This window comes from Candidatus Villigracilis sp. (assembly GCF_057083605.1).
In genome coordinates this window covers 13,620-31,278 of record NZ_JBXMTI010000114.1, presented here as the reverse complement: position 1 = coordinate 31,278, position 17,659 = coordinate 13,620, and the positions used below count along the sequence as shown (strand labels likewise).

Sequence of the window (17,659 nt, the reverse complement as noted above, 5' to 3'; positions counted from 1 at the left end):
ATTGGGGCGCCGATGAACGCTGAATTTCGCCGATAAAAGGCAAAGTCAGCGTTTTTTAACGCCCCATTTTGGGCTAGAAAGAAACTCACCCGCGAAAGATTAATTTCGGAGTGAGTCCTGTTTTATATCCCTTGATATTGCTGACGGGCACAGCTCCTTACGGTGCTCCTGCAGAAAGCGGGATTTTATCCACCGCGCCCGACTCTGCAATATATAACCATCGTCCATCACGGCTGACGACCATTCCCCAGGGGTCGCCGATGACAGGCGATGCCATTTCTGTGGATTGACCATTGAGGTCAATGCGAAATAGGATGTAAGGTCCATTAGGGATCAGGTAGATCTCGCCAGTAATGGGTGAGGCGGCCATGAGAGCCGGTCCGCCACCGCCAAGCGAACTGACGTTCGTGATCAAATTCCCCTGTCCGTTAAAATCCATAAAGAGCAGGTCGCGTGTCTCTTCGATAAAAACATACAGCCCTTTGTCTTGCGCTGGACTGATATGCGATTCGCCGTCGCCTAAAGGGATTCCACTAATTTCAGTTGCAATTACTTCAGATGTATCCACACCAGTTATGCGGACAATGGATTTGCTCTTTCCAAAGTCTCCTGCAACAGCATATAGTGCGCCGTCCGCGCCAAAGGTCATGCGGTGCGCGTACAGGCTTATATAATGCGTGGCTGCCCCATCCGTTTCGATTCGGACGATCTCACCGTTGGGTAAACCCACATAAACGATTCCATTTTCATCCACCGCCAGACCGGTGCGTCCTCCACCTATATTTGAATGATCGAAAACACTAACCATTCCACCGTCGGGGTTGATGCGCAGGACCTGATTGGTATTGGTCTCACTGGCGTAGATTTCCCCATTGAGCCCAACTTCCAGGTCTGATGCTTCAAAGCCGGCAGCGATCACCTTGGTCGTAAATTCAGGGTCAGACTGCCCGGGGGTGACTGGCGCGAGCCTGATCAGTTTCGAGTTGTAGGATGCGACCCACAATCCTCCCTCGTCATCGAAGGCGATGCCCCCCGGAGTGTGGTCGGGGAAGTTTCCTCCCGAATATCGTTGCCCGTCCACAACGAATGGTTTTTCGACTCCAGCGGGCGTCCATTGGCTCAAGCGATTGATACCGCGCGCCCAGATATCGCCTTCCTTGTCCACCGCAAGAAAACAGGGATCGAAACTGCACACATTCTCTGCAAGGACTGTCATCGTGCCAGTATTTACGTCCACCTTCCAAACCTGACTCTGGCGCGTTTGTGTGAGATAAAGTGCTCCGTCGAGTCCGAAGACGATGTTCTGCGCCATTGACAAATTGCTGACGACTATATCAGACATGCTGCCATGCCATTTGAGCAGGGCGCCCTCGGCTCGTGCACGGTCTGTGTAATACAGCTCATCTGCCGGACTGATGGCGATACTGCCAACGGGATTGCCCTTTACGCCCCAGAGATTTGTGACCTGTCCGTCTGGAGTGATGCGGAAGATGTAGTCCTGATTACTGACGTAAAGGTTGCCTTGCGAATCAAAATCAACGTCGCGCGGACCGCCAAGATCACGCGGACCGGCTAGCTGAAACTCCCTTACCGTATTCAGGAATGCCAGATCGTCCATCGTCCCATTTTTTGCGACGCGCACCACATGGCGGCCAGTCCAATCAGCGACGTAGAGCATGTTGTCCGGTCCCCAAACTATTCCCGCTGGAATCTGCAGGAATGAGCGGTACGCATATTCTGCAAGCGTGTCTGTTTCCGAGATCCAAACGTGACCCAGGCGCTCGGTGGCAGGTGCGGACGGTGTTAGTGCTGCGGTTGGTATGGGCAACACGACCGCGGTAGGATTGGAGGCTCCCGCTTTAGCAGGATCGGTTTCTTCTACCAGCGTAACTGACAGCCCCTCGATCATATCGCCGGTTTCACCGCTCATCCATGTCTGAATAAAAATGGAGCGGATCGGCAGGTTACCAACAGCCGAGAGCGGCATTTTCACCTCGATCACATCATCTTGCGCAGCGGATAGCCCGGCCAGCGGTTGCATATCACCTGTTACAGGAAATGTCGAGAAAACAGCCTGGTTCTTCTCAGGCCATACGCTGACCTGAAAATTGGATTCTCCGCCATCCACATCCATCAAGATGTCATAGTGATCGGTTGCGCCCTGCGTGTACAGGCGGATGAAAAGGTAAAGATAGCGATCATTGCTAAAGGCGCGTACTTCGCCCAAGTCAGGCGTATTGATTCTTTGGTCGCCCTCCACGTCCGTGCCAGTTACAGGATATGCCTCCCAGTCCCCACCTTGACCATCGATCAGTACATGAGTTTGCACATCGCCTTGTGTTGGGGTGGAGGTGGCCTTTGGGGTAGGAGACGCGCACCCGCCAGATAGACCCAATATAGTCATCATCGAAATGGAGATGTAGATATATCTCTTCATTATGTTCGCTCCTTCAACTGATGTACCGCCCGCCAATTTGCGTCATCGTCCCCATTAGGAGATACTGGCAGGTCGGTGATTTGGCGGAAAAGACTCAACGGTAGAAGCACTTTTTGGGACTGGAACCCCTTAGGCGGGGGCAACACTCCGCCTATCTTGTACACCTAATTTGAGGCGGCTCTTTCTTGCACCAGAAACCATGACCGAAACAACCGAACCCACATGGATGGTTAACCCATACCAATAACTTTAAGAAATTGTGGCACAAAACCAAGCCAATTTCAACAACTCGGCGTAAGAACTGACCAAAGTAACCCCGAACTTATGACAAATAGAGGCTTTGCCGACCAAGATGCACAAGTAGACAGATATTGCTTTATGAATAAGACTAAACGGGCTGGTGGCTTGCGCACAGCCCAGTAGGGTAATCATCGTGAAGACAAGAATAGGCTTGTTCAGATTCAGTTCAGTATCCTTACAAGCAATTCGGGCTGCCTAAGATGTTTTGTCAATCAGTGATAGTAAAAAGGTTCTCTCGCCCCGATTCATCGGTTATTTGTCACAAATGCGAAAGGGGGCAAGGTTTCAAGCCTTTCCCGCTTTAGTGTATGTGATTACAGACTTGCTCTTCTTTTTCTTAGCGCCTTATCGTCCATTGATTTAAGTGTCCTCAGCACGAACGGGAAACTGCCCAGCCAACCTAGGAATTTTGCCCAAAGTAATACAAAGCCTCTCGGAATTTCAGGGAATGAAACTGTGGAAGTAAAATCCACAGAGCGGTCATCTAGGCGGAAGACGTAGCGGCTCTCTTGCGTTATCTTTGGTGTGGCGTTCAAGAAAGCTCGGACTTGCCCACGCTCCGCCTCCGTCATCCATTGCGGCAGGTCGGAGGTGGCTTTGAAGTTGCAGATCAACGCCAGGTCTTGCAAAAGGAGCTTATGCTCCTCGGCCAGTGAATTTTCTTTTGATTCAAAATATTCCACGTCAGGGTCTATGTGCAATAAATTCTTTAACCACAAACGATGAACCACCGTGCGGATGGCGTTCCTTGTGCCAGGTGTGGTGAAGTTGTATAGCAGGGTTGCGTCGCGGTATTTTTCCCAATCATGCGAAACATCGGGGCCAATGCGCATGGCATCACATAGCCCAATGGCAGGGAGGATGGGCGTGCCGCAGGTCAGGAAGAACGCGTCCGCGCCCATGGCTTCGCGCATCACCCGCAGTGACTCGCGATAGGCCGCCTCGCGCGGCATGTCTTTGTAGCGTTTGCCATTCAACGCGCCTGCATATAAAAAGTCCAGTTTGAGATAGTCAAAGCCGCAACTGCGAACCCGCTTCATGAGCGCAACCAGCCACGAGATTACGTCAGGATGCGTTGTGTCGAGCGCGTACAACTGCTCACCCCAATTGAATCCTGCAGAAACGAATCGCCCGCGCTCATCCTTCAAAAACCAATCCGAATGTCCGCGGAAAAGTTTGGATGATCTTACAGCGATCAATGGCGCAAGCCACAAGCCCGCCCTTCTGCCCGTCGATTTTATTTTTTCAGCCAGCGCATTCATGCCCGAAGAAAATTTTCGGTTTGCTTCCCAATCGCCAATTGAAACCTGCCAGCCGTCGTCCACTTGCAAAACATCAAAAGGCAGGTCGCCCAACTCGTCAAAAGTTTTAAAAAGAATCTGCTCGTCGATCATGGTGTACAAGCTGTACCACGAGCACCAGACGCGCGGCGCGCCATTCTTTTTTATCTTTCCAAAACGATTTCCCAACTCTTCGGCATATTGATTGAAAACGACTTGCTCCTGCCCATGAGCCATGAACCACTCGATATCATCCGCCTCACTCCACCCTGATAGCTGATTCTCGACGAGGGATACATACGCATCTGTGGCAAGCGCGCCCAGCAGAAGGATGCTGCCATCCTCGAATTCCACTGCGCCCACCCATGAGCCAATGGGAATCGTTTTGCGAACATGCTGCGTATCCACTTGCAGAGGGTAAAAGATATCAGGCTTGGGTATTGGCATCGGATTTAGATCGGTCCACGCGGCCAGCGACCAGGACTGCCATCCATGCCGATAATATTTTATGGGTTTGGAAGCCAGCTCAATTTGAAGGTCTTTCGTTTTTACGATCTTTGATATGCCTTGAATCTCGGAAAATTTGATGATTGACATGCGCGATCCTCTAATTGTGCGAAGCCGCGATAATAATGCATCCAGGAATTATTGGCTAGATGATTAAAGATAGATTTTTTAACGATTGCCTATCAGCGCTTCACGAAAACGTAGTAGCGACTTTAGTCGTTTGACTCAAGAGCGACGAAAGTCGCCACTGCGAATGCCTGTCGTTGCGAGGGCATTCTTGCTCTTTGCCCAACACTTGCGCCGTGGCCAGTGCGGTGAGCAATCTCCAACTCAGCGAGGGGATTGCTTCCCCATTCGGGTACGATGTCGTCGGAAAGTGCAAGTGCCCTCCTCGCACATCGTCCCCGAATGGGGAATGGCATAGCACTCTTTCTTATTTTTCCCTTGACGATTAAAAGACCGTAAGGTATATTTCGCGTGTTGCTTTCGGAAGAGATGTGGTTAAAATATGTATGAATTCGACAAAACAGATATAAAAATCGTCAATTTGCTTCTTGAAGATGGGCGAATGTCCGCCTCTGAGATTTCGCGCCGCATGGGTGATATTTCTGAGCGCGCCGTCCGCTATCGTATTGATAGGATGATCGATGAAGGGGTAATCCAGATCAGCGCCGTGGTCAGCCCAGAGGCGCTTGGCTATACCATCAAAGCCGATATCTGGCTGGAAGTTGAGTCAGATCTGATCCTGGAAGTGGCGAAGAAGATGGCCGCCTTTGAAAATGTTACATACGTTGCCTGCGGCATCGGCCAGAACGATATCAGTATTCAGGTGGTTGCAAAAGATACGGCGGAAATTTATCACTTCGTAACCGAAGTAGTTCGCAAGGTCCCTGGGGTTCGCAAGACCACAACTTCCATTGTGCCGATCATTCTTAAGGATGTGTATCAGTGGCGCGTGCCTGAGCGAATCGCGAATGAATTGTCCGAGAACGAATCAGTAACAGCATCCAAATAATCCATTGAAGGAGAGTGTATGTTCGGTTCGAAGACGCAAGCATTGCAGCAGCGCGCGCAAAAGGTTGTGCCCCTGGGGGTGAATTCCAATTTTCGTTTTTGGGGTGATGGTATTACTCCTTATGTAGAGAAAGCCAAGGGCGGCTATTTATGGGATGTAGACGGCAAAAAATATATTGATTATCGAATGGCCTTCGGGCCTGTTATTTTGGGCCACTCCTACGATGAAGTTGACCAAAAGGTGATAGAAGAAATTCAAAGAGGCGTACTCTTCGCCATGACGGGCGAGCTTGAAATTGCCGTGGCAGAGATGATCGTTGAGATGTCTCCCGCGATTGACATGGTGCGCATGGCTTGTTCTGGCACCGAAGCCACCATGCACGCCATTCGTGTAGCGCGCGCCTTTACTGGCCGCGACCTAATTCTAAAATTTGAAGGCAATTATCACGGCTTCCACGACCATACTCTTTGGTCAACTTATGCGCCGGTGGAAGCCTATGGCAATCGTCGCAGCCCGATCCCTGTGCCGGCCTCTTCTGGCATTCCAAAAGCCATGCGCGAATTCATTATCACTTTACCATTCAACGACTTTGATGGCTTCGAGCGTGTGATGCGTTCCTGTGGCGAACAAATCGCCGCCGTGATCTCGGAACCATGTCAGGGCAATTGCGCGGCCATCAATCCGCAGGATGGATTCCTCGAACTCATCCGCCAGAAAACCGAAGAATATGGTTGTGTCTTTATTTTGGATGAGGTCAAGACGGGCTTCCGCATTGCGAATGGCGGCGCGCAGGAATACTACCGCCTCAAACCGGACCTAGTCACGTATGCCAAAGCTTTGGGCAATGGTTACCCCGTAGCGGCTTTCGGCGGCAAACGGGAGATCATGTCTATTATTGGGCAGGGTGTGGCACAAGGCGGAACGTATACAAATAACAAGCCTGGTATTGCGGGCGCGTATGCCACATTGAGCTTATTGAAATCCCAACCTATTTTGAAAACCATCGAAAAACGCGGACAACGTCTCATGGACGGATTGAAGGAAATTTTTGAAGAGAACAATATCCCTGTTGTCTTCACAGGCTACCCTGCTATGTTCTCGTTCTCGCTGAATATTGAGTCTGTTACCTGTCAACGGGACTGGGCCAAGAGCGACCATGACCTCTACCTCAGGCTTGCGGATAAAGCTATCACTCGCGGCATCATGCCAGATCACGATGCACGCGAACCGTGGTTTCTATGTTACGAACACTCCGATATCGATATTGATGAGACATTAAATGTCTATGCCGAGATCGTGAAGGAAGTAAAGCAGTAAATTGTCAAACGTCGAACGTCGAAGGTCAAACGACTTTAGACTTTTGACCTTCGACGTTTAGCGAGGATAACCATTATGGCAAATGAATTGACTTCCAAAGAAATCATTGACCTCAATAAAGAATATACCTTTTTCTCCTGGTCTAATCAGGGACAGGTAAACCCTATCGCAATAACCAAGGCCGAAGGCGTTTATTTTTGGGACGCAGATGGAAAACGCTATCTTGATTTTGCCTCGCAATTGGTGAATACCAATGTAGGGCATCAACATCCCAAAGTTGTGAAGGCCATTCAAGACCAGGCTGCTATGTTGACCTTTGTTAGCCCCGGCGCTGCAACCGAACCACGCGGATTGTTAGGCAAAAAACTGGCCGAGATCACACCAGGTGATTTGAAGAAAACCTTCTTTACACTGGGTGGCGCGGAAGCTAATGAGAATGCGATCAAGATTGCGCGTCAATTCACTGGCAGGCATAAAATCCTGGCTCGTTATCGCTCCTATCATGGCGCAACTCACGGCGCTATTGCATTGACCGGTGATTATCGCCGCTTGCCCGCCGAGCCTGCCATGTCTGGTGTTGTTCATATCCTCGACCCGTATTGTTACCGCTGTCCATTCGGTTGGACGAAGGATGCCTGTCATCGCGAGTGCATCAGCCACGTGGAAGAGGTCATTCAACACGAAGGCCCAGATCAGATTGCCGCGATCATTCTAGAAGGGGTAACAGGCACAAATGGACTCATTATTCCGCCCGATGAATACTGGCCTCGCATGAGAGAAATTTGCGATAAGTATGGAATTCTGCTGATATCAGATGAGGTTATGTCTGGCTGGGGTCGTACGGGCGAATGGTTTGCCGTGGATAACTGGAACGTTACACCAGACATCATCACAACCGCGAAAGGCATCACTTCTGGATATGTCCCGCTTGGCGCAGTTATTGTCCGCGAGCATATTGCAAAATATTTTGATAGTCATATGCTGTCCGCAGGGCTTACTTATAACGGTCATGCCCTCGCCTGCGCCGCGGCACTCGCCACGATTGAAGCGTACGAAGAAGAAAAGATTTTTGACAACGCCAAAAAGGTTGGTGAGCATCTTGGCAAGCGGCTGGAAGAATTGAAGGCCAAACATCCATCCGTGGGTGATGTGCGCTACATTGGCATGTTCTCTGCTTTGGAGTTGGTGAAGAATCGTGAAACGAAAGAGCCAATGGATATAGCTGCCTTGAAGAATTTCCTGGTTGCCAATGGCGTATATGTTTTCAACTTCAAGAACATCTTATTCGTTGTGCCTCCCCTGGTTATCACCGAAGAGCAACTGGATGCGGGCTTGAATTTGCTGGATGAGGGTCTGGCGGAGTTGCTGGATAAGATGGTTGTTTGATGCGTAGGGGCACAGCGAGTCTTGAAGTAGTTAAAGCTGTTCATTGTTTCGCTATGCCGTTGCATGAGGTGAATTTATGGAAATTCTAAATTATATAAACGGCGAATGGGTCAAGCCCACCGTCAAAGAATATTTTGATGTCATCAACCCTGCAACGGGTGACGTGATCGCGAAGACTCCACTCGGCACGAAGGCGGATGTGGATGCGGCGGCGAAGGCGGCCAACGATGCCTATGTTTCGTGGCGGCGTGTGCCCGTCAATGACCGTGTGCAATATTTATTCAAGCTGCGAAACCTCATGCGCGAGAATGGTGATGAAATTGCAAAACTCATCACGGACGAAGCGGGCAAGACATTTGAAGAAGCCAAAGCTGAGATGGTCCGTGCTTATGAAAACATCGAAGTTGCCTGCGGGATGCCGCATTTGAGCAAGGGCGAATTCGTGGAAGACATCGCGCCTGGCATCGATGAGATCATGATCCGCCAGCCAGTTGGTGTGTGTGCCACCATCGCGCCTTTCAACTTCCCTGGCATGATCCCATTTTGGTACCTGCCTTACGCGCTTGCAGCAGGCAATACGTACATCGTGAAGCCTTCCGAAAAAGTGCCGACGACCATGCAATTCATTTTTAAACTCATCGAAGAGGTCGGCTTTCCGAAGGGCGTGGTGAATTTGGTCAATGGTGCGAAGGAAACTGTGGATGGCATTCTTGAGCATCCCGCTATTCGCGCAATCACTTTTGTCGGTTCGACCAATACTGCAAAATATATTTATGCAACTGCCGCTTCACATGGCAAACGTGTTCAAGCACAAGGCGGAGCAAAGAATCCAGTCATTATTTTGCCTGATGCGGATATGGAGATGGCGACGAAGATCGTCGCCGATTCAGCCTTCGGGTGCGCTGGTCAGCGCTGCCTGGCAGTTTCCCTGGCTGTGACCGTGGGCGAGTCGCGCAATATGTTTAATGAATTAATTTGCGATGCGGCTTCATCAAGGACAGTTGGTTATGGCATGGACTCTGGGATTCAAATGGGACCCGTCATCAACATGGCCTCACAACAGCGTGTTGAGCAATTGATCTCGCTTGGCGCGAAGGAAGGCGCTGGCGTGCCTGTGGATGGGCGTGGAACGGTGGTGAAAGGCTACGAGCGTGGATCCTTCGTCAGACCGACGATCCTCTCCCAGGTCCAGCCGGGAAGCGAAATTGCAAAAACGGAAATCTTCGGGCCGGTGTTAAGTCTCATGCATGTGAATACCATCGATGAAGCCATCCAATTGGTGAATAGCGGACAATATGGAAATCAAGCCAGTCTGTTTACAACCAGTGGAAATGCCGCCCGCAGATTTAGGTACGAAGCTGATGCGGGCAATATCGGCATCAATATCGGTGTTGCCGCGCCGATGGCTTTCTTCCCGTTCAGCGGTTGGAAAGATAGCTTCTTTGGTGACATGCACGGACAGGGTATGGACGCGGTTGAGTTCTTCACACAAAAGAAAGTTGTGGTGGAGAGGTGGCCCAAGGAATGGAGCAGAAAGTTTTAACGGAGTCCAACATCTCCTGATGTTGGTGCGAAGTCAGAAGACTTCGCACTCCGAAGATAAAAGGATTTTTATGGCATACGATTACGAAGACGCATTAGATTATTCATCACGTTGGATAGACTTGATCCAGAAGAATGAGTTTCCTTCACAGGAGGAAGCCTATAAGATCATCGATGAATCAAAAAATAATTTTGCCGAGCATTACAACCGTAACTGGCTGGAGTATCGCAAATCTGTAACTGAGGCAGGTGATTGGGCGTCAGTGGAGTGGGGTGGCTCAGGCGCGGTATTCAAGGATGTGCTTGGGCGCGAGTATTTGGATTTCCTCGGCGGCTATGGCATGATGGATCTGGGTTGGAGTCATCCCGATGTAGTTGAGACCGTGAAGGCACAATTAAATCGCTCACCGATGCCTTCGCAGGAATTGATAGACCCCTTGCGCGGCGTACTGGCGAAGTTACTTGCTTCGATCACGCCCGGTGATTTGAAATATAGCTGGTTCGCAGCGAGCGGCACAGAAGCCAATGAAGCCGCAATGAAGATCGCAAAACTTTATACAGGCAAGACAGCATTCATTGTGGGTGTGAGAGCGTTCCATGGCAAGACCATGGGTTCGCTTTCATTGATGGGCAAAGCGGATTTCCGCACACCAATGGGGCCCATGTACGCGGGGCAGGTGTATCACGTCCCGTTTGGTGATGCGGATGCTGTCGAGAAGCAGCTTGAAATTTGCGAGAAAGTCGGCATTGGTGTTGCGGCGGTGATGTTTGAGCCAATTCAAGGCGAGTCGGGGGCCATTGTCCCGCCTGATGATTTCTGGCCTCGCATTCGTGCCGCAACGAAAAAATATGGTGTGCTGTTAATAGCTGATGAGGTGCAAACAGGTTTAGGCCGCACAGGAAAACTATGGGGTGTGGAACATTGGAATGTTGTGCCTGATATTTTGACAACCGCCAAATCCCTTGGCGGTGGTGTGATGCCAATCAGCGCGGTGACTACAACGGAAGAAATTTTCCACCCGATGATGTATCCAAACCCGTTCATGCACACTACTACCACGGGCGGTGGTGCGCTGGCTTGTTCTGCTGCGATCTCTGCCATTCATGTCACCTTGCGTGAGCGTTTGTGGGAAAAGGCTGCTGAGAAAGGCGAATACCTTATCAAAAATTTGGAGAAATTCGTATCGCAGTATCCACAAATTTATGAGAAAATTACCGGCAAAGGTTTATTGATCGGTATGCACTTTAAAACACCTGAGATCGGTTATAAAGTTGCTTCGGGGTTGTTCAAGCGTAATATTTTGGTCGCTGGCACACTCACCAGCGCACAAACCATTCGTATTGAGCCGCCTCTGATTATTTCACAGGAACAAATAGATACATTGCTTGACCGTTTGAGCGATGTATTGCAGGAAATGAGCAGGACAATGTAACAGACCTGACAGGTTTTGTTACGACTCTGATTAATTGAGATTCAGTGTATCAAAATCTGTTCGATTGGTTAAGAATTTATGGAAACCTGTCAGGTCTTAAGATACCCAACGCGGAGAAGATAGATGGCCAGTGAATTTGCAGTTGAGTTACGAGATGTTGTAAAGCAATTTATTACGCCTGAAGGAAATCAGTTGAATGCCGTGGATCGTGTGACCATGCAGATCAAGAACGGCGAATTCTTCTCAATGCTCGGTTCTTCGGGTTGCGGCAAAACTACTTCGTTGAGAATGATTGCGGGTTTTGAATGGCCCACGGAGGGTGAAGTTTATATCGAGGGGAATCCCATGGGGCATACGCCGCCGTTCCAGCGTAAAGTGAACACAGTATTTCAGAGCTACGCGCTTTTTCAACACATGACTGTTTACCAAAACCTGGCTTTTGGTTTGGAAATGGAAGGCGCAAAAGAAGATGAAATTAAAAAACGGGTCGGACGCGCGCTCGAAATGGTTCAACTGACCGGGATGGATCGCCGCCGCCCCAGGCAGTTATCGGGCGGACAGCAGCAGCGCGTCGCACTTGCCCGGGCCTTGATCAAAACACCGGACGTTTTACTACTCGACGAGCCTCTCGGCGCCCTCGACTTGAAACTCCGCAAGGAGATGCAGCTTGAGTTGAAGGCACTACAACAGCAATTGGGTATCACGTTTATCTATGTTACCCACGATCAGGAAGAAGCCTTGACCATGTCTGACCGTATTGCGGTGATGAGCAAAGGCCAGGTTCAGCAGATGGGTACACCGGTTGAAATCTATGAACGCCCATCCAATAAGTTTGTAGCAGACTTTATCGGGGAGTCTAATTTCCTCGAAGGCAAGATCAAGTCCCTGTCCAAGAATGAAGCGAGTGTTTTTATCCAGGCCTTAAATGCTGAAGTGACGGGCGTCCCGATTTCCGATGGATTGGTCAAAGGTGAGGAAGTTGTCGTTTCAATTCGCCCCGAGAAAATCCGCATTACTGAAAAGAGTGCCAAGAGCGAAAATCTTTTCCGTGCGAAGGTGTCGAATACGGTTTATATTGGTGCGGATACGCATGTATATTTGGATGCGCACGGTGCAAAGTTGAAGGTGCTGGAACAGAACCGCATTTCTCGTTTAGATCCGAAATCATTCTATGTTGTTGGGCAGGAAGTTTGGCTGATGCTCATGCCTGAAAATACGTTGGTTTTGAAGAAGGACTGAAAATGCTGAAGCGACTTCGTGAAAATAAATCCACACAGGGGACATTGCTGGCATTACCGACCACGCTGTGGTTATTTGTTCTGCTTATTATCCCTTTGTTCCTAACAATGATAGTGAGTTTCGGTCAGCGCAGCCCGGATGGGAATGTGATCTATACCTTCTCGTTAAGCAATTACACCCGTTTATTTGGCTACAGCACGGATTGCTCCGTTGGGCAGAATTCATGTTTTGATCCCTTGTATATGCAGATCCTTGGTCGGTCTTTATCCCTGGCACTCAACACAACCGTGCTGGTGATCGCAATGGCGTATCCGCTGGCTTATTTCATTGCGCGTTCAAACCCGAAAAAACGCAATATGTTTTTGTTCATGGTCTTGATCCCGCTTTGGACAAATTTCGTCATCCGCGTTTATGCCTGGATGATGCTACTCCGCAAGGAAGGCGCGATCAATATTATTTTCGGCTGGGCGGCGCATTTGTTGAATATTCCATTTACGCCGCTTGAAATGTTATATACGCCGGGCGCGGTATTGGTGGGTATGGTGTATGAATTCTTGCCTTTCATGATCCTGCCCATTTACACCTCGCTCGAAAAAATCGATAATTCCCTTTATGAAGCCGCTGCAGATTTGGGCGCGAATGCCGTAAAGACTTTCCTGCGAGTCACACTTCCGCTTTCCATGCCGGGTGTGGTGGCGGGTACGATTCTGGTGTTCATCCCAGTAATGGGAACCTTCATTGTCTCTGATATTCTCGGTGGCCGCCAGGTGATCCTGGTGGGCAACCTGATCCAGCGTCAATTTTTGGATGCGCGCGACCCGACCTTTGGTTCTGCTGCATCGCTGATCTTGATGGTAATGACCCTGATCGTCACATATTTCTACACCCGCAAGTTTGGGTTTGGAGAGGAGATTGTAGTCGCGTGAACCCCCACCGCCGTTCTCCCTTTGTGATCGCTGCGACAGTTCTGGTTTATTTTTTTCTGTATATGCCGATTGTTGGCCTGGTTTTATATTCCTTCAATGCATCGCGCGCCAACGTAACTTTTGAAGGATTCATCCCTGCCTATAGTGAGCGCGTGGTAATGGATGGAAGCCTCGTGAAATCCAGCCCATGCGGACCGTTTCACTGGTATTGTGACCTGGCTAAAAATAATGATGTCATGGAAGCGGCTGGCAATACGTTGACAATCGCATTTACCGCCACGATCATTGCTACGATAATTGGCACGATGGCTGCGCTGGCCCTTCAACGTTATGACTTTAAGATCAAACCGTTTTCACAGCTTTCACTTTATATTCCCATCGTAATTCCAGAAATCGTCATGGGTATCGGTATCCTTACCTTATTCAGCCAATTCTTTGGATGGGCAAACAATTTTTTCAATCTCGCGGGTGATGCCCGTCTTTCGCTTGGCATAGGCACGGTGACGGTGAGTCATATCGCATTCATGGTTCCATTTGTAACCCTGGTTGTGCAGGCGCGTTTACAAGGGTTCGATAAATCCTATGAAGAAGCTGCAATGGACCTTGGCGCAAACGAATGGACAACCTTTCGCCGTGTGACCTTTCCCATGATCCTGCCCGGTGTCATGTCTGGTGCGCTTCTGGCGTTTACTCTGTCGCTCGATGATTTTGTGATCACATTCTTTACAAATGGGCCAGGTTCCACAACCTTGCCAATTTATGTATATGGCCTCTTAAGACGTATCATCACGCCGCAGGTCAATGCGCTTTCCACGGTCTGGATATTGGTCGTGTTTTTTGCAGTGTTGACTTTGCAGTTGATACAGAATCGCGATCAAAAACAGCATTCTTAATGTCTTAACGCCAACTGACCTCAGGTATTTCGCGTCACGTATGGCGCGTGCCAAATCGATTTTCTATCTTCTAAAGGAGGAAGAGATGCGTAAGTCAAGTTTGTTTAATTTACTGGCCCTGCTCGTTGTTGCGAGCCTTGTGCTGGCAGCCTGCGGTGGGGGGGCAACAGAAGGCCCGGCTGATGATGGCCCCAAGGTTACCTCGTCCGGGTTCGCCTGCCCGGAACCTGAGTTCCCAGCAGAGGTTACCTCAACAGAGTTGAACATCTTCGTTTGGACGGAATATATTCCCGTTGAGATGGTCGAATGTTTTGAGCTGGTATACGGTATCACGGTCAACCGTGATGAATATTCCAGCAACGAAGAAATGTACGCCAAAGTTTCTGCTGGTGGCACCAACTATGATCTTGTCCAACCCACCGACTATATCATTGCGTTAATGGCCCGCCAGGACTTGCTACAGGAACTAGATCACGCCAAATTGCCAGTATTGGCAAATTTCGATGCAAATTACCTTGATTTTGAGTTTGACCCGGGCAATAAGTACACTATCCCATACCAGGCTGGTACAGATGCGATCGTGGTCAATACTGCCGCGGTGGAAAATGTTCCGCAGTCATGGGCTGATCTTTGGAACGAGGAATATGCCGGCAAGATGGTATTCCTTGACGATTCGCGTGCCGTAATCGGTTTAACCCTGTTGACTCTTGGCTACAATGTGAATACGACGGATCCCGCTCAACTGGAAGAGGCAAAGAACAAGCTCGCCGAACTTGTGCCGAACATCAAACTCTTTGACAGCGACAGCCCCAAGACCGCATTGATCGCCGGTGATGTCGACTTAGGCATGACCTGGACAGCCGAAGCCTTGCTTGCCCAACAGGAGAACCCTGCCATTGAATACATTTATCCCACTGAAGGCGCGATCCTTTGGCAGGATAACTGGGCCATGCTTGCAGACGCACCTCATGCAGATGCTGCGTACGCCTGGTTGAACTACACCATGCAGGGCGACATTTTCTGGATGATGCTGCGCGACTTCCCCTACACCAATCCGAATACTGCGGCACTTGAGTATGCCAAGGCAAATGAAACCGAGTTATATGATGCCTACATGGCTTCTCCGATCACCAACACACCCGCAGATGCCATTGCGAACGGTCATCGCATTGCCGATGTTGGTGAAGCCACTCCGCTTTATGATGATATTTGGGTTGAAGTCAAGGGCGGAAGTTAGTTGCTGTAAGAAGTAAGGTCTCACAGAAATAATAAAACATCCTGACAGGCTTGCGCTTGTCAGGATGTTTTTCATGTATTGATGCCCTATAGCTTTCGATGCAGCCACAAAATGGATAACTGGGGCCTCTAGAATGCGCAATAATTATAAAATATATAGAAATTATGAAAAATAGTTATAAAAACATTGACAAAAATGATAAAAAGGTATAATATGTGCCCGTGGAAAGCATAATCAGTTCTGAGCAGCGTGATCGCTTGGACGATACCGACCGTCATATTATAAATGCAATGCGCGTTGATGGGCGTGTGGCCTTTGCCCAGATTGCCGAACAGCTAAATGTCTCACCCGGCATGATTCGTCAACGTTACAACCGCCTTGTTGATCTTGGCTATCTCAAAGTTGTCGCTGTCACAAACCCTCTCATGATGGGCAAGCGTACCATGGCCATGATAGGTATTCGCACGGATGGCCGCAAAATGCTGGAAGTGGCCGACAAGTTGATCAAGTTTGATGAAGTTGTTTACATTGTTGTTGTCAGCGGCAGGTACGATATTATGGTCGAGGTCTTCTGCCGTGACCACGAAGATATGCTCAAATTCATGACAGAAAAATTAGCAAAAGTGGATGGAGTCCGCGAGACAGAATCCTTCATGCACTTGAAGATAGTAAAAGAGATTTATTTCTAAACTGGGAATTCGCCTCACCCCCAACCTTGGGCCTGCTGAGGCTTCCAACATCCTTTGTCTGCCCCCGAACATTTACGCTGGGCGGAGCCTCTTGAAAGGGATCATGAAAGTTTTAGTACGAATATTTAAGACCGTGGGGGATACGTTTGTAAGAGCGTATTTGTTGACTCTATTGATCGACCCATATAAAAACCAAACTAACCCGCGCTTGCGCGAGTTATAAAAATAAATGGAGAACTAAACTCATGAAAGTATTGCTCGTCGGAGTGGGCGGAGTGGGCGAAGCCATTGCCGCCATTGCCAAACCGCGCAAGTGGATGGAACTCATGGTGCTGGCGGATTTCAACGTAAAGCGCGCCGAGGAAGTGCAAAAGAAATTTGGCGATAACAAGCGCTTTCCTGTTGAGTTCGTTGATGCCAGCAAACGAGAGAGCATTGAAGAGCTGGCGAGAAAATATCAGGTTGACCTGATAATGAATTCAGTTGACCCTGTCTTCAACAAACAGATCTTTGACGCTGCGTACAACGTCGGTGCGAAATATATGGATATGGCAATGACACTTTCAGAGCCGCACCCAACTGATCCCTTCAACCAGACGGGTGTCAAACTTGGTGATTATCAATTTGAAAAGGACAAAGACTGGGAGAAGAAGAGCCTGCTTGCTCTGGTGGGCATCGGCGTGGAACCAGGCATGGCAGATGTATTTGCGCGTTATGCTCAAGATCACCTCTTTGATGAGATCGATGAAGTGGGAATCCGCGACGGCGCGAATATCAGTATTGAAGGCTATGAATTTGCTCCTAATTTCTCAATTTGGACAACCATCGAAGAATGTTTAAATCCGCCTGTCATCTATGAAGAGGGTAAAGGTTGGTTTACTACGCCGCCATTTTCAGAACCTGAAATTTTTGACTTTCCCGAAATTGGCCCTGTGGAAGTAGTCAATGTGGAGCATGAAGAGGTATTACTCATTCCGCGCTGGGTCAAGACCAAACGTGCCACTTTTAAGTATGGACTTGGTGACCAATTCATTGGCGTTTTGAAAACCTTGCATATGCTTGGTCTGGATAATAAAGAGAAGATCAACGTTAAAGGCATGCAGGTTGCGCCGCGTGATGTTGTTGCTGCATGTCTGCCTGACCCTGCCCACCTGGGCGACAAAATGTCCGGCAAGACCTGCGCGGGCACGTGGATAAAAGGCACGAAGGATGGCAAGCCGCGCCAGGTCTATCTATATCAGGTGGCGGATAATGAAGAATGTATGAAAACCTGGGGATGTCAGGCTGTCGTCGCGCAGACTGCTTTCAGCGCGGTCATCGCCATGGATTTGATCGAACATGGTCAATGGGCATGCGCAGGCGTGCTGGGCCCTGAAGCATTCGAGCCAACAGTTTTCATGGAAAAGATGGCCGATTATGGCTTTCCATATGGAATGAAGGAAATGTAGGTCGAAACTT

The 17,659-nt window shown here is 49.3% G+C and carries 13 protein-coding genes; 11 read left to right on the top strand and 2 right to left on the bottom strand.

Translation table 11 applies throughout. The features are described 5' to 3' along the window. Nucleotides 1-157: 157 nt before the first annotated feature. Both AC14M5_RS16745 and AC14M5_RS16740 read right to left on the bottom strand, forming a co-directional pair. Complete coding sequence (locus tag AC14M5_RS16745) at nucleotides 158-2,437, bottom strand: hypothetical protein (protein ID WP_484030836.1); 2,280 nt, start codon at nucleotides 2,435-2,437, stop codon at nucleotides 158-160. Between the two features lie 614 nt (nucleotides 2,438-3,051). Next, nucleotides 3,052-4,614 carry a glycoside hydrolase family 36 protein gene (locus AC14M5_RS16740; RefSeq protein ID WP_484030835.1) on the bottom strand — a complete coding sequence of 521 codons (1,563 nt, stop codon included), beginning with the start codon at nucleotides 4,612-4,614 and terminating at the stop codon, nucleotides 3,052-3,054. Between the two features lie 418 nt (nucleotides 4,615-5,032). Here AC14M5_RS16740 and AC14M5_RS16735 point away from each other — a divergent pair, with 418 nt between their 5' ends. The 11 genes from AC14M5_RS16735 to AC14M5_RS16685 all read left to right on the top strand — a co-directional run bounded on the left by AC14M5_RS16735 (nucleotide 5,033) and on the right by AC14M5_RS16685 (nucleotide 17,649). After that, nucleotides 5,033-5,539 (top strand): Lrp/AsnC family transcriptional regulator, encoded by a 507-nt coding sequence (locus AC14M5_RS16735; RefSeq protein WP_484030834.1) that lies wholly within the window; start codon nucleotides 5,033-5,035, stop codon nucleotides 5,537-5,539. 18 nt (nucleotides 5,540-5,557) lie between these two features. Further along, nucleotides 5,558-6,856: a guanitoxin biosynthesis PLP-dependent transaminase GntE gene (gene gntE / locus AC14M5_RS16730; protein ID WP_484030833.1), complete on the top strand. Its 1,299-nt coding sequence runs from the start codon at nucleotides 5,558-5,560 to the stop codon at nucleotides 6,854-6,856. 75 nt (nucleotides 6,857-6,931) lie between these two features. Then, complete coding sequence (locus AC14M5_RS16725) at nucleotides 6,932-8,242, top strand: aminotransferase class III-fold pyridoxal phosphate-dependent enzyme (protein WP_484030832.1); 1,311 nt, start codon at nucleotides 6,932-6,934, stop codon at nucleotides 8,240-8,242. A gap of 76 nt (nucleotides 8,243-8,318) precedes the next feature. Then, nucleotides 8,319-9,785, top strand: a complete 1,467-nt coding sequence (locus AC14M5_RS16720) for a CoA-acylating methylmalonate-semialdehyde dehydrogenase (protein WP_484030831.1) — start codon at nucleotides 8,319-8,321, stop codon at nucleotides 9,783-9,785. Nucleotides 9,786-9,855: 70 nt separating this feature from the next. After that, nucleotides 9,856-11,217 (top strand): aminotransferase class III-fold pyridoxal phosphate-dependent enzyme, encoded by a 1,362-nt coding sequence (locus AC14M5_RS16715; protein WP_484030830.1) that lies wholly within the window; start codon nucleotides 9,856-9,858, stop codon nucleotides 11,215-11,217. Nucleotides 11,218-11,340: 123 nt separating this feature from the next. Then, entirely contained in the window at nucleotides 11,341-12,456 is a 1,116-nt protein-coding gene (locus tag AC14M5_RS16710; RefSeq protein ID WP_484030829.1) for an ABC transporter ATP-binding protein, read from the top strand. Between the two features lie 2 nt (nucleotides 12,457-12,458). Next, nucleotides 12,459-13,382, top strand: a complete 924-nt coding sequence (locus AC14M5_RS16705; protein WP_484030828.1) for an ABC transporter permease — start codon at nucleotides 12,459-12,461, stop codon at nucleotides 13,380-13,382. Continuing rightward, nucleotides 13,379-14,275 carry an ABC transporter permease gene (locus tag AC14M5_RS16700; protein ID WP_484030827.1) on the top strand — a complete coding sequence of 299 codons (897 nt, stop codon included), beginning with the start codon at nucleotides 13,379-13,381 and terminating at the stop codon, nucleotides 14,273-14,275. Before AC14M5_RS16705 ends, AC14M5_RS16700 begins: the two co-directional genes overlap by 4 nt. Nucleotides 14,276-14,360: 85 nt before the next feature. Continuing rightward, nucleotides 14,361-15,512, top strand: coding sequence for an ABC transporter substrate-binding protein (locus AC14M5_RS16695; RefSeq protein ID WP_484030826.1), 1,152 nt, complete (start codon nucleotides 14,361-14,363; stop codon nucleotides 15,510-15,512). Between the two features lie 221 nt (nucleotides 15,513-15,733). Further along, nucleotides 15,734-16,201: an Lrp/AsnC family transcriptional regulator gene (locus AC14M5_RS16690; RefSeq protein WP_484030825.1), complete on the top strand. Its 468-nt coding sequence runs from the start codon at nucleotides 15,734-15,736 to the stop codon at nucleotides 16,199-16,201. Nucleotides 16,202-16,446: 245 nt separating this feature from the next. Then, nucleotides 16,447-17,649 (top strand): saccharopine dehydrogenase family protein, encoded by a 1,203-nt coding sequence (locus AC14M5_RS16685; protein ID WP_484030824.1) that lies wholly within the window; start codon nucleotides 16,447-16,449, stop codon nucleotides 17,647-17,649. Nucleotides 17,650-17,659 lie beyond the last annotated feature (10 nt).